At 73.6% G+C, this 13449-nt stretch carries 11 protein-coding genes; 9 read left to right on the top strand and 2 right to left on the bottom strand.

Annotated features, from left to right (window positions below):
* Positions 1-239: 239 nt before the first annotated feature.
* Positions 240-923 carry a GOLPH3/VPS74 family protein gene (locus tag ACZ6CL_RS37035; RefSeq protein ID WP_468944432.1) on the top strand — a complete coding sequence of 228 codons (684 nt, stop codon included), beginning with the start codon at positions 240-242 and terminating at the stop codon, positions 921-923.
* Between the two features lie 16 nt (positions 924-939).
* On the opposite strand, the gene ssgD is transcribed toward ACZ6CL_RS37035, so the two are convergent.
* Positions 940-1356: a spore wall synthesis regulator SsgD gene (gene ssgD, locus ACZ6CL_RS37030; RefSeq protein ID WP_468944429.1), complete on the bottom strand. Its 417-nt coding sequence runs from the start codon at positions 1354-1356 to the stop codon at positions 940-942.
* A 241-nt stretch (positions 1357-1597) separates the two neighbouring features.
* Between ssgD and ACZ6CL_RS37025 the strand changes: the two genes are divergently transcribed.
* The 3 genes from ACZ6CL_RS37025 to ACZ6CL_RS37015 all read left to right on the top strand — a co-directional run bounded on the left by ACZ6CL_RS37025 (position 1598) and on the right by ACZ6CL_RS37015 (position 5141).
* Positions 1598-3103: an RNA polymerase sigma factor gene (locus ACZ6CL_RS37025; RefSeq protein WP_468944426.1), complete on the top strand. Its 1506-nt coding sequence runs from the start codon at positions 1598-1600 to the stop codon at positions 3101-3103.
* A 131-nt stretch (positions 3104-3234) separates the two neighbouring features.
* Positions 3235-4347 (top strand): WD40/YVTN/BNR-like repeat-containing protein, encoded by a 1113-nt coding sequence (locus ACZ6CL_RS37020; RefSeq protein WP_468944440.1) that lies wholly within the window; start codon positions 3235-3237, stop codon positions 4345-4347.
* A 62-nt stretch (positions 4348-4409) separates the two neighbouring features.
* Positions 4410-5141: an endonuclease V gene (locus ACZ6CL_RS37015; RefSeq protein WP_468944425.1), complete on the top strand. Its 732-nt coding sequence runs from the start codon at positions 4410-4412 to the stop codon at positions 5139-5141.
* 34 nt (positions 5142-5175) lie between these two features.
* Here the strand turns inward: ACZ6CL_RS37015 and ACZ6CL_RS37010 are convergent, their stop codons facing one another.
* Positions 5176-5673 (bottom strand): DUF1203 domain-containing protein, encoded by a 498-nt coding sequence (locus ACZ6CL_RS37010; protein ID WP_468944422.1) that lies wholly within the window; start codon positions 5671-5673, stop codon positions 5176-5178.
* Positions 5674-5853: 180 nt separating this feature from the next.
* On the opposite strand from ACZ6CL_RS37010, the gene ACZ6CL_RS37005 reads away from it, so the two are divergent.
* The 5 genes from ACZ6CL_RS37005 (at position 5854) to ACZ6CL_RS36985 (ending at position 13408) form a co-directional block, all read left to right on the top strand.
* Entirely contained in the window at positions 5854-6792 is a 939-nt protein-coding gene (locus tag ACZ6CL_RS37005) for a dihydrodipicolinate synthase family protein (RefSeq protein WP_468944420.1), read from the top strand.
* A gap of 59 nt (positions 6793-6851) precedes the next feature.
* Complete coding sequence (locus ACZ6CL_RS37000; RefSeq protein ID WP_468944439.1) at positions 6852-8282, top strand: sialate:H+ symport family MFS transporter; 1431 nt, start codon at positions 6852-6854, stop codon at positions 8280-8282.
* 98 nt (positions 8283-8380) lie between these two features.
* Positions 8381-9553 carry a CaiB/BaiF CoA transferase family protein gene (locus ACZ6CL_RS36995; protein ID WP_468944419.1) on the top strand — a complete coding sequence of 391 codons (1173 nt, stop codon included), beginning with the start codon at positions 8381-8383 and terminating at the stop codon, positions 9551-9553.
* Positions 9554-9587: 34 nt separating this feature from the next.
* Entirely contained in the window at positions 9588-10802 is a 1215-nt protein-coding gene (locus ACZ6CL_RS36990; RefSeq protein WP_468944416.1) for an acetyl-CoA C-acetyltransferase, read from the top strand.
* A gap of 419 nt (positions 10803-11221) precedes the next feature.
* A complete protein-coding gene (locus ACZ6CL_RS36985) occupies positions 11222-13408 on the top strand; it encodes a 3-hydroxyacyl-CoA dehydrogenase NAD-binding domain-containing protein (protein WP_468944414.1) in 2187 nt (728 codons plus the stop codon).
* Positions 13409-13449: the final 41 nt, after the last annotated feature.

Raw genomic sequence — 13449 nt, 5'->3', positions numbered from 1 at the left:
TGCGCGTCGCCGCCGCCGGGGAGGGCACTCGTCCCCAGGGGGTGTCTTGCCGATCATGCCGGGCTCCCGACGCCTGGCACGGCACCTCGCGGCCCCGCGCTCGTCGCACGCGGCGCCTCCCCCAGCTACCGCTGGGAGGTGCTCCCTGCACCAGACGCCGCTCGCTGATCCGGCCTGATCGACAAGACACCCCCTAGGGTCGGTGCACCCGCCCGACCGAATCTTGCCCGGAGGATCCCGTGCCGAACGGTTCGCTCTCCCTCGCCGCCACGCTCTACCTGCTCGCCTTCGACCCCGGCACCGGCAAGCCCGTCACCCATCTGGGCTATCTCGTCCAGGCCGGGGCGCTCACCGAACTCGCGCAGCGCGAACTGCTCGTCGACGCGGACGGGTGGCCCGAGCCGCTGCCGGACGCGCGGACCGGCGACCCGGTGCTGGACGGGCTGCTGGAGCTGATCGAGGAGTCGCGGCCGCGGCGCTGGGGGACGTGGGTGGGGCATCATCCGCAGCTGACCGAGCGGGCCGTACGGGACCAGCTACGGGCGGCCGGGTACCTGCGCGTGAGCACCCGGCGGGTGCTCGGCCTGTTCCCGGTCAAGGAGTACGCGGTGGAACGGTCCCAGCTGGTCGCGGAGATGCGGGACGAGGCGGTGCGCGTCCTGTCCGGGGAACAGCCCGTGGCCGAGGTGTCCGAGCGGGACGCGGCGCTGATCGCGCTCGCCGCGGCGGGCGGGCTGACGACCGTCGTCACCCACAAGGACCTCACCACGCACCGGCGGCGCATCGCGGAGCTGGAGGCGCGCGGCGGCGCGCCGGGGGCCGCGCTGGAGGGCGTGGCCGACCAGGTGCGGGCGGCGCTGGCCGCCGCGGTCGCCACGGCGCTGTCAGCGGCGACCACCGCCGCGACCACGACCACCAGCTGACCCGGGACGGAAAAGCTCAGGCCGCGTCTCTGAGCAGGGACGCCAGCCCGTCGTCCAGATCCAGCTCCCCGCCCTCGGCCCCCTCCGCCACCACCGCGTACGAGCGGTCCAGGAACCGCCGCAGGTCCGCGGTGTCGAACTGCACCATCGCCATGCCCTCGGGCGCGTGGAACTCCAGCACGGTGCGCTCCGTTCCGCACGGCCACATCTGGACGTCACCGCTGCCCGCGGGTCCGCGCAGTCCGGCCGCGAGCAGTTCGCGCCCAAATGTCCACTCCACGGCGGAGCCGTCGAGGGACGCGGTGGGCGGAAAGGAGACGCGGACGGCGAACGGGTCGTCGCGCTCGTAGCGCAGGCACGCCGGGATGGCGCGTGCTTCCGGGGTCGACGCGATGAGGTGGGCCTGGACTGCTTGGTCGATGACAGTGGTCACAACGCCTGCTCCCTTGCGATCGGTGCGAGCCTTCGCCGTCTCTACGTCCATAAGACGTACGGGCCAAGTGGCCAGTGCACCCGCGATGGGCGTGACGTGCGTCACGACTGGTTTTTCGGGGGGACATACGGCATTTAGGCTTGCCAAATCCATGCACGGTCTCGGGTGCCGTGCGGAGCTGTTACAAAACTTCCGCCGCACTCCGCTCTCCCGAGGCACCCACCCCAGGGGTTGTTCCACCATGACCGAACGTCCCGCGGCGCTGGATGCGGCCGCGTACACCCGGCTTTACGAATCCGAATATCCACGACTTGTCGGGTACGCCCGCACCCTCACCGGTAACCCCTGGATGGCGGGAGACCTCGTCGCCGAGGCGCACTTCCGCGTCTGGCGGCGGCTGCGCGCGGGGGAGTCCATCGAGGCCGACGCCCTGCCGGGCGAACTGACGGGCGCCGTCCGCGGGCTCGCCGTGGCCTCCGTGAACTGGGGCCCGCCGCAGCAGGCCTCGCTGCTCGAACCGCTGATACGTGTCCTCGGTGAGCTGCCGCAGCGCTGGGTCAAGGCGCTCTGGCTCGCCGAGGCGGAAGACCTGCCGCCGGAGGAGGCGGCCCGTCGTACGCGGACGACCCCCGAGACCGCTGCCGCGCTCGTGGAACGGGCCCGGGGGAGCCTGCGTCACGAGTTCCTGCGCGCGCAGCCCGGTACTCCGGCGAGCGCCGCCTGCGGCGGCCACTGGGACGGGCTGCCCGGCCATGTGATGGGGGCGGACGATCCGCACCAGGCCGAGCGGATCGCGGTGCACATCGACGGCTGCCGGGACTGCCGGTGCCGGATGGAGCGGCTGGTGGCGGCCGATGGCCGACTGGCCGCGCTGACCGGCCCGGCGCTGCTGGCGCTGTACGACCGGGGCACCGCGCCGTACCTGCGGCCGCTGGCCGCCGCGGGCGGCTGGGCCACGACGGGCGCCGCGGCGGCGGGCGCCGGAGCCGCTGGGGTGGGCGGTCCGGCGACCGTGCCGATCGGCGGCGCGCACGCGGCTCCGGCGAACGGTCCGCTCGTCTCGGGCCGCCGGTCGATGCGCCACCTGATGCACGGTCAGGTGCGCGAGGCGGGGCCGGTGGCGGTCGCGGTGGCCGGGGCCGGGGTGCTGTTCGTCGCCGGTGCGGCGATCATGACGGGCCTCGCCCTCACCAACGGCGGCGCTGCGGAGGCGGGCCAGCCTGCCGCGGTGGCGTCGGCACCGAGCCACAAGTCCTCCGACGCGCCTGATTCTTCGGGTTCGTCCGGTTCTTCCGGTACGGACGCGACCGAGGCCGCGTCGCGGACGCCGGACAAGCCGCACGCGGACGGCAAGCGCGAGGGTGAGGCCTCCCGGAGCCGGCCGTCCACGGGCGTCGGGCCCTCGGACGTACCGTCGAGCGCGGTGTCGCCCTCGCGGTCCACGGAGCCGTCGTCCGCTCCGTCGGACCCGTCGTCCTCGGAGCCGTCCGAAAAGCCCACGACTCCGTCCAAGCCGACCAAGTCGCCCGAGCCGACGGAAACCGGATCCACGCCGACGTCCGAGCCCACGTCCGATCCCTCGTCGCCCTCGCAGGACCCGACGGACGACGGTGGCGGCAGCGGTGACGGCGGCGGTACGTCGGACCCGCAGGGAACGCCGAGCCAGCCCGACACCCCGACGTCGGCGCCGACCGACGACTCGCAGAACTGCGTGTCGCTGCTGGTCCGGCTCTGCGTGAACAAGTAACCCGGCACGGTTGACGGCTCTTCGGCGGCGTTCGCGGGAAACCGCGGGCGCCGCCGAGTGCTGTTCCCCACACACCAGGGCGTTATGGACGGCGTACCACCCATGGGCTAGCTTCCACCCCCATGACGGGCATGGGGATCATGGGCATGATGAGACGTATGGCGGCCGCCGCGCTCTGCGGGGCGGCGCTCGCCGCCGTCCTCGCCGCACCCGCGCAAGCCGGTGGGGCGGAAGACGCGGAAGGCATACGCGCCGGATGGCGGCTCAAGGACAGCGGCACCGACGCCCGCTTCCGCGGACTGGCCGCCGTGGGGCGCCAGACCGCCTGGGTCGCGGGCACGAAGGGCACGGTGCTGCGCACCCGCGACGGCGGCCGCAGCTGGCGCGACGTGTCCCCGCCCGGCGCGGCGGGGCTGGAGTTCCGCGACATCGAGGCGCTCGGGGCGCGGCGCGCGGTGGTGCTGGCCATCGGCGAGGGCGAGGCGTCGAGGGTCTTCCGTACGGACGACGGCGGCGCCACCTGGAGCGAGACGTTCCGTAACCCCGACCCCCGCGCCTTCTACGACTGCCTGACCTTCTTCGACGCCCGCCACGGGCTCGCGCTCAGTGACCCCGTGGACGGCAAGTACCGCATCCTCGCCACCGGTGACGGCGGCCGCACCTGGCGCGTGCGGCCCTCCGGCGGGATGCCCGCCGCGCTGCCGGGCGAGGCCGCGTTCGCCGCGAGCGGGCAGTGCCTGGTGAGCGCCGGGCGCCGGGACGCGTGGTTCGCCACCGGCGGCGCCGCCACCGCCCGGGTCTTCCGCACCGCCGACCGCGGCCGCACCTGGACCGTCGCCGAGGCGCCGATCCCCGCCGGTGACCCGGCCCGTGGCGTCTTCGCCCTCGCCTTCCGCGACGCCCGCCACGGCCTCGCCGTCGGCGGCGACTACCGCGCCGACCAGCCGTCCCCGCGCGCGGCCGCGGTCACCGCGGACGGCGGCGCCGCCTGGACCCCGGCGGCCCAGCCCCCGCCCGCCTACCGTTCCGGCGCCGCCTGGCTCCCGTACGCGCGCCACACCGCCCTCGCGGTCGGCCCGACGGGCACCGACGTGACGGCGGACGGCGGCCGCACCTGGCGCACCGTCGACTCCGGTTCGTACGACACGGTGGACTGCGCCCCGGACGGCGGCTGCTGGGCGTCGGGCGAACAGGGCCGCATCGCCCGCCTGGAGCCGACCCGCCGGATCAGCGCTGCCCGATAAGGTCCGCCGCCCGGGGCGGTCCCCGGGGGCCGCGAGGAAGACAGCCGGTAGCGTGACCGGTCATGACGAGCGCCATCGATCCCCGCTATGAACTCCCGCCCGACTGGCCCACGACCGAGGCCGAGGCGACCGCCGTGCAGGAGCGGCTGCGGGGATCGGTCCGCGCCGAGGGCGGGGCCGTACCCGCCCCGGGCGGCGGGCCCGGAGCGGTCGTCGGGGTCGACGTGGCGTACGACGACGAGCGGGGCGCCGTCGCGGCGGCCGCCGTCGCGCTGGACGCCCGTACCCTCGCCGTCGCCGGGGAGGCGACGGCGGTCGGCCGGGTCACCTTCCCGTACGTGCCGGGCCTGCTGGCGTTCCGCGAGATCCCGGCCGTCCTGGACGCGCTCGGCGCCCTGGACCGGCTCGGCCACCGCCCCGGCGTCGTCGTCTGCGACGGCTACGGCCTCGCCCACCCCCGCCGCTTCGGGCTGGCCAGCCATCTGGGCGTGCTCACCGGGCTGCCGACCATCGGCGTCGCCAAGAACCCCTTCACCTTCCGCCACGACCCGCCCGGCCCGCACCGCGGCGACTGGACGCCGCTGCTCGACGGGGACGAGGAGGTCGGCCGGGCCCTGCGCACCCGGGACGGCGTGAAGCCGGTGTTCGTGTCCGTCGGCCACCGGGTGACCCTCGACGAGGCCTGCGCGCACACCCTCCACCTGGCCCGCGACTACCGCCAGCCCGAAACCACCCGCCGCGCCGACGCCCTATGCCGCCGCGCCCTCGCGGAGGCGCGCCACGACACCCCTTGACCGGCCCGGCACCGCCTGACCGGCCCGGCACCGCTTAACCGACCCGGCGCGTCTCGGCGACGAAGCAGCCGAACTCGACGCAGCGCACATGGACCGCGGCCACCTCGGGGTCCGCGTACAGCTCGGCGAGGGTTTCCTCGCACGCGCGCTGTCCGCCGCCGGTCAGCAGTTGCCCGCGGAGGATGTCGCCCGACGCGGAGTAGGCGCGCAGCACCCGGTGGTCGTCCCACATGCCGAACGGGAAGCCCGGGCCCGTCCAGCCGTCGCACTCCTCGGCGTGGAGGAAGACCGGACCCTGCTCGTCGTACGGACCGGGCGCGGCGCCCGTCTCCTCGGCCCAGCGGCGCAGCGGGGCGTAGGAGACGAGGACGATGGTCTCGCCCGGCAGGCTCCGGCCCAGGCAGCAGCGCAGCGGGTTGTCGCCCTCCTCGTCCACCACCCTGCGCGGGGGGTTGCCCGCGTCGTCCATGATCCGCAGTTGCTTCGCCACCTCGGGCGCGATGGCCCGGATCTCGTATGCGTGGTCGCTCATGGGTCTCATCGTCGTCCGCGGACGACGCGATGGCTGGCGGTATGCGGACGGGGCGCTGGGCGTCATCCGCGCGGAGGCGTACTTGACAGCGAGCTGGTGCTCAGTCAGATTCGGCCCAAAACATAGGACGTCCGACGTCCGTATTGCCCCATTGCGCAGCATGGAGAAAGCAGGGTCCTGATGAGTCTTCCGGCTCCGCTCACCGGTGTGGTCCCGCCCCTGTGCACTCCCCTCACTCCGGACGGCGAGGTCGACACGGTCTCGCTCACCGCCCTCGCCGAGCGGCTGATCGGCGCGGGGGTGAGCGGGCTGTTCGCGCTCGGGTCGAGTGGTGAGGCGGCGTATCTGGGTGACGGGAGGCGCCGTACCGTCCTGGAGACGGTGGTCGGGGTGGCGGCCGGGCGGGTGCCGGTGCTCGCCGGGGCGATCGACATGGCGACCGAGCGGGTCGTGGACCATGCCCGTACCGCCGCCGCGCTGGGCGCGGACGCGATCGTGGCCACCGCGCCCTTCTACACCCGTACGCATCCGGTGGAGATCGCCGACCACTTCCGGCGGGTGCGCGAGGGCGCGGGGCTGCCGCTGTTCGCGTACGACATCCCGGCCTCCGTCCACTCCAAGCTGCCGCCCCAGGTCGTGCTGGAGCTGGCCGCCGACGGCACGCTCGCCGGGCTCAAGGACAGCAGTGGCGAGGACGGGGCGCTGCGGCGGCTGCTGGTGGAGGTGCGCCGCCGGGGGCTCATGGACTCCTTCTCCGTGCTCACCGGGTCCGAACTCGCCGTGGACGGAGCCCTCTTGGCCGGGGTCCATGGCGTCGTCCCCGGGCTGGGCAATGTCGACCCGGCGGGCTACGTACGGCTCTACGGGCACGCCCGCGCGGGCCGCTGGGAGCGGGCGGCGGCCGAACAGGATCGGCTGGCGGCGCTGTTCGCGCTCACCGATGCCGGGGATCCGGCCGTGATGGGCGGCAGTTCCTCGGCGCTCGGCGCGTTCAAGGCGGCGCTGCATCTGCTGGGCGTCATCGCCTGCCCGGCGACGGCCGCGCCGCAGGTGCCGCTGGGGGAGGACGCGGTGAAGACGGTGCGTCAACTGCTGGAAGGAGGAGGGCTGTTGTCGTGACGGTCAGCGAGAAATCGGGACGTTGGTATCGCCAGGTCTCCGGGCGCCAGTGGAAGTCGATGTTCGCCGCCTGGATCGGCTATCTGCTCGACGGTTTCGACTTCGTGCTCATCACCCTCGTGCTGACCGAGATCGCCGACGAGTTCGACTTGAGCGCGGCGTCGGCGGCGAGCCTGGTCTCGGGCGCGTTCATCACCCGCTGGCTCGGCGGGGCGCTGCTCGGCGCGATGGGGGACCGGTACGGGCGCAAGTCCGCGATGATCGCCAGCATTCTGCTCTACTCGCTGGGCACCTTCGCGTGCGGCTTCGCCTGGAACTACTTCAGCCTGTTCACCGCCCGGCTGCTGATTGGCATGGGCATGGCTGGTGAGTACAGCGCGAGCGCGACGTACGCCCTGGAGTCCTGGCCCGCCCCGTTACGTAACCGCGCCTCCGGCTTCCTGATCTCCGGTTACGCGGGCGGCACGATCCTCGCCGCCGAGCTGTACAAGTGGGTCGTACCGCACTGGGGCTGGCGCTGGATGTTCTACATCGGCGTCCTGCCCGTCTTCGTCGCGCTGTGGGTGCGGCGCGCGCTCCCGGAGGCGGGGGACTGGCGCGAGGAGGTGGCCGCGTCCGGCGCCGCCCGGCCGAACCCGTTCCGGCCCCTGTTCACCGGCCGCCGCGGATCCCTCAACGCGGCCCTCGCGGTGGCCGCGAGCGCCGCGCTGTTCTGCGTCTTCACCCCGCTGGGCGCGGGCTGGCGGTGGCCGCTGTCGCTGCTGGCGGCGGGCGCGCTGCTCGCCTTCGCCGCCCAGCTCGGGGGACGGCGGGGCTGGCTGCTGTACGTGGCGCTGATGGCCACCGTCTTCTGCGCCTTCCTCTACAGCTGGCCCATCCAGGCGCTGCTGCCCACCTATCTGAAGACGGAGCTGGGGTACGCGCCGTCCGAGGTCACCGACGCGATGTTCTACGCGGGCTTCGGCACCATGGCCGGATGCTGGCTGGCCGGTTTCGCCGGTGACTGGCTCGGCACCCGGCGGGCCTACGCCTACACCCTGCTCGCCTCGCTGTGCTTCGTCTTCCCCGTGTTCGCGGTGCGGGACACGCTGGTGGGGCTGGGGGTGCTGCTGTTCTGTCTGCTCGCCCTGAGCCAGGGGATCTCCGGCATCCTGCCGAAGTACATCGCCGGTCACTTCCCCACCGAGAGCCGCGCCGCGTCGCTCGGCTTCGTCTACAACACGGGTGCGCTCGGCGGCGCGGTGGCCCCGGTCCTGGGCACGCGGCTGGCGGAGGGCATGCCGCTCGGGCAGGCCCTGGCGGTGCTGACGTCCGGTCTGACGCTCGTGGTGATCGTGCTGGTGGGGGCGGATGTGCCACGGCGGCTGGGCCGTCTGGTGGACCCGGCGCTCTCCGGTGACCATCTGGTGCGGGAGCGCCCGGCCCCGGCGGGCGGGGCGGCGGACAGGGGGACGGACGGGGAGACGGACCGGGCGGACGCGCCCGGCTGAACGCCCCGCCCCGGGTGGGGGCTTGTGGAATGAGGGGTGCCTTCCTAGCATCGGCGGTGTTACAGCGGTGGTGTCATAGAGGCTGAGGACGGACCCGGATGGCGGCGGCAGCACAAGTGGGCGAAGCGACGAGGCACGGGCCGCTGGCCGGGGTGCGGGTGGTGGAGCTGGCCGGGATCGGTCCCGGGCCGTTCGCGGCCATGCTCCTGGGCGACCTGGGCGCCGATGTCGTACGGATCGACCGCCCCGACCGCCCCGGCGGCCTGAAGATCGACCCGGCGTACGACCTCGCCAACCGCAACAAGCGCTCCGTCCTGCTCGACCTGAAGTCCGAGCACGACCGGGACGTGGCGCTCGACCTCGTCGAGCGGGCCGACATCCTGATCGAGGGCTACCGCCCCGGCGTCGCCGAGCGGCTGGGCCTCGGCCCGGACACCTGCCTCGCCCGTAACCCGGCGCTCGTCTACGGCCGGATGACCGGCTGGGGGCAGGAGGGTCCGCTCTCCGGCACGGCCGGGCACGACATCGGCTACATCGCCATCACCGGCGCCCTGGGCCTGGCCGGGGCCGCCGACGGCCCGCCGGTCATGCCCGCGAACCTGCTCGGGGACTACGCGGGCGGCTCGCTCTACCTCGTCATCGGCGTCCTCGCCGCCCTCCAGCACGCCCGCTCCGGCGGCACCGGCCAGGTGGTGGACGCGGCGATCGTGGACGGCACGGCGCATCTGACCGCCGTCCTGCACGGCATGATGGCCGCCGGTGGCTGGCAGGACCGGCGCGGCAGCAACCTCCTCGACGGCGGCAGCCCCTTCTACGGCACGTACGAGACCGCCGACGGCGGCTATATGGCGGTCGGCGCGCTGGAGCCCGCGTTCTACGCCGAGTTCATCGACCTGCTCGGGGTCGCCGAGCAGGTGCCCAACCGCCGCGACGTCCACAGCTGGGACCGGCTGCGCGCCGTCATCGCCGCCCGCTTCAAGGAGCGCACCCGCGAGGAGTGGACAGCGGTGTTCACCGGGTCGGACGCGTGCGTCTCGCCCGTCCTGTCGCTGCGCGAGGCCCCCCGGCACCCGCAACTCGCCGCCCGCGCCACCTTCGTCGACGAGGCGGGCATCACCCAGCCCGCACCCGCCCCGCGCTTCTCCGCCACCCCCGGCCGGGTGCGCGGCGGCCCCGCCCGGCCCGGTGCGGACGCCGCCGAGGTGGCCCGCGACTGGGGCGTCCCCGACGTCCTGCCGACGCCGCCGACCGCCGGCGACTCCCCCGCGTGACGCGCCAACCGCCCACCCCCGAAAGGCAGCAGACGTGAGCACCGAAGCGTACGTGTACGACGCCATCCGCACCCCGCGCGGGCGCGGCAAGGCCGACGGCGCCCTGCACGGCACCAAGCCCGTCGACCTCGTCGTGGGCCTCATCCACGAGATCCGGCGGCGATTCCCGGACCTCGACCCGGCGGCGATCGACGATGTGGTGCTCGGCGTCGTCAGCCCGCTCGGCGACCAGGGCTCCGACATCGCCAAGGTCGCGGCCATCGCGGCCGGGCTCCCGGTCACCGTGGCGGGCGTCCAGGAGAACCGCTTCTGTGCCTCGGGACTGGAGGCCGTCAACCTGGCGGCGGCCAAGGTCCGTTCGGGCTGGGAGGACCTGGTGCTGGCGGGCGGCGTCGAGTCGATGTCGCGCGTGAAGATGGGCTCCGACGGCGGCGCGTGGTTCGCCGACCCGATGACCAACTACGAGACCGGCTTCGTCCCCCAGGGCATCGGCGCCGACCTCATCGCCACCCTCGGCGGCTTCACCCGCCACGACGTGGACACCTTCGCCGCGCTGTCCCAGGAGCGGGCGGCCCAGGCCTGGAAGGAGGGCCGCTTCGACCGCTCCGTCGTCCCGGTCCGCGACCGCGCCGGGCTGACCGTCCTCGACCACGACGAGCACATCCGCCCCGGCACCACCCCCGAGACCCTGGCCGGGCTCAAGCCGTCGTTCGCCACGATCGGCGAGGCGGGCGGCTTCGACGCGGTGGCGCTGCAGAAGTACCACTGGGTGGAGGCAATCGACCACGTCCACCACGCGGGCAACTCCTCCGGCATCGTGGACGGCGCGGCCCTCGTCGCCATCGGCAACCGCGAGACCGGGGAACGCTACGGGCTCACCCCCCGCGCCCGCATCGTCTCCGCCGCCGTCTCCGGCGCCGACCCGACCATCATGCTCACCGGCCCGGCCCCCGCCTCCCGCAAGGCCCTGGCCAAGGCCGGGCTGACCATCGACGACATCGACCTCGTCGAGATCAACGAGGCCTTCGCGGCGGTCGTACTCCGCTTCGCCGAGGACATGGGCCTGGGGCTGGACAAGATCAACGTCAACGGCGGCGCGATCGCCATGGGCCACCCCCTGGGCGCCACCGGAGCGATGATCCTGGGCACCCTGGTAGACGAACTGGAGCGCCGCGACGAACGCTACGGGCTGGCGACGCTGTGCGTGGGCGGCGGCATGGGCATCGCGACGGTGGTCGAACGGCTGTAGCCGGTGCCAGCGGGCCTTTCCCCCACCCCGCCCCTTCCCGAACCGGGGCTCCACCCCGGGCCCCCGGGCCCTTCCCCGGCCTGGGCCCCGGTTTTGGGTTCTGGGGCCTGTCCCGGGCTCCGGGCTCTGCCTTTCTGGGCTCTGGGCTCGGGGGCCCGTACCGAGCCCCGGGCTGTGGGTCCTGCGTCGGGCTCTGGGGCCCGGAGCCTCGGGCCGTGCCGGGCTCCGTTCCTGGGCCCAGGGCCCTGCCGGGCTTCGCTCCCGGGGCCCGGCCCTGCTCCGGGCTCCGGGTCCCGGGCCCTGATCCGGCTCGGTCCCCGGACCCTGCTCCGAACCCCGGGGGCAGCCCGCGTCCGGTCGTCGTCCGCAACCAACTTCCCACCCGCTTCCGTTCACCCTCGCCCCCTGGAGACCGTGAGATGAGCAACCCCGCCAGCGCCTCGACCATCCGCTGGGAGCAGGGCGACGACGGCATCGTCACCCTCGTTCTCGACGACCCCGGTCAGTCCGCCAACACCATGAACGCCGCCTTCATCGGCTCCCTCGACGCGGTCGCCGATCGGCTGGAGGCGGAACAGGAGTCGATCCGTGGGGTCATCGTCACCTCCGCCAAGAAGACCTTCTTCGCGGGCGGGGACCTCAAGGACATGATCACGCTGGGGGCCGACCAGGCGCAGCAGGTCTTCGAGACGAACCTGCGCATCAAGCGCGGGCTGCGCCGTATCGAGACCCTCGGCAAGCCCGTCGTCGCCGCGATCAACGGGGCGGCGCTCGGCGGGGGGTTCGAGATCGCGCTCGCCTGCCATCACCGGGTCGCGCTCGACACCCCCGCGTCGCGGATCGGGTTTCCCGAGGTGACCCTCGGGCTGCTGCCCGGCAGCGGCGGGGTCGTGCGGTCGGTGCGGCTGCTGGGCGTCGCGGACGCGCTGCTCAAGGTGCTGCTCCAGGGCACGCGGTACGCCCCGCGCCGGGCGCTGGAGGCGGGTCTGGTGCACGAGGTCGTGGACACGGCGGACGAGATGCTGGCGCGGGCGCGCGCCTTCATCGACGCGCACCCCGAGTCCCGGCAGCCGTGGGACGAGAAGGGCTACCGCATCCCCGGCGGCACCCCGGCGGACCCGAAGTTCGCCGTCAACCTCCCCGCCTTCCCCGCCAATCTGCGCAAGCAGCTGAACGGCGCCCCCTACCCGGCCCCGCGCAACATCCTCGCCGCCGCCGTCGAGGGCTCACAGGTCGACTTCGAGACGGCGCAGACCATCGAGGCCCGGTACTTCACCGAGCTGGTCACCGGCCAGACCGCCAAGAACATGATCCAGGCGTTCTTCTTCGATCTCCAGGCGGTCAACTCCGGTGCCAACCGCCCGCAGGGCATCGAGCCGCGCACCGTCCGCAAGGTCGCGGTGCTGGGCGCCGGGATGATGGGCGCGGGCATCGCCTACGCCTGTGCCAAGGCCGGTATCGAGGTCATGCTGAAGGACGTCTCCGCCGAGGCGGCCGCCAAGGGCAAGGAGTACGCGGAAGGGCTGCTGGCCAAGGCGGTCGCCAAGGGCCGTACGAGCGAGGCCCGGCGCGACGAGCTGCTGGCCCGCATCACCCCCACCGCCGACCCGCGCGACCTCGCGGGCTGTGACGCCGTCATCGAGGCGGTCTTCGAGGACCCGGCCCTCAAGCACAAGGTCTTCCAGGAGATCGAGCCCATCGTCGCACCGGACTCGTTGCTGTGCTCCAACACCTCCACCCTGCCGATCAGCATGCTGGCGGAGGGGGTGCGGCGCGCCGGTGACTTCATCGGGCTGCACTTCTTCTCACCCGTCGACAAGATGCCCCTGGTCGAGATCATCAAGGGCGAGCGCACCGGGGACGAGGCACTGGCCCGCGCCTTCGACCTGGTGCGGCAGATCAACAAGACCCCGATCGTCGTGCGCGACTCCCGCGGCTTCTTCACCTCCCGCGTCATCGGCCACTTCATCAACGAGGGCGTGGCGATGGTCGGCGAGGGCATCGACCCGGCCTCGGTCGAGCAGGCCGCCGCCCAGGCGGGCTACCCCGCCAAGGTGCTCTCCCTGATGGACGAACTCACCCTGACCCTCCCGCGCAGGATCCGCGAGGAGACCCGGCGCGCGACGCTGGAGGCGGGCGGCGAGTGGCGGCCGCACCCGGCCGACGCGGTCATCGACCGCATGGTGGAGGAGTTCGGGCGCCCGGGGCGCAGCGGGGGAGCGGGCTTCTACGAGTACGACGCGGCCACCGGCAAGCGCCTGGGGCTGTGGCCGGGGCTGCGCGAACACTTCGGCACCACGCGTGACAAGAGCATCCCCTTCGAGGACATGAAGGAGCGCATGCTCTTCCGCGAGGCCCTCGACACGGTGCGGCTGCTGGAGGAGGGCGTGCTGACGTCCGTCGCCGACGCCAACATCGGCTCGATCCTGGGCATCGGCTTCCCCGGCTGGACGGGCGGGGTGCTCCAGTACATCAACGGTTACGAGGGCGGCGTGGCGGGCTTCGTTGCCCGCGCCCGGGAACTCCAGGCGGCGTACGGGGAGCGGTTCGCCCCGTCGCCGCTGCTGGTGGAGAAGGCGGAGCGCGGCGAACGCTTCACGGACTAGGGGCGCCCGCCAACGACGCGCCGATATCCGTCGGATATCGG

It is taken from the genome of Streptomyces sp. NPDC041200, assembly GCF_055591805.1.
This window is presented reverse-complemented; position numbering and strand designations above follow the sequence as displayed.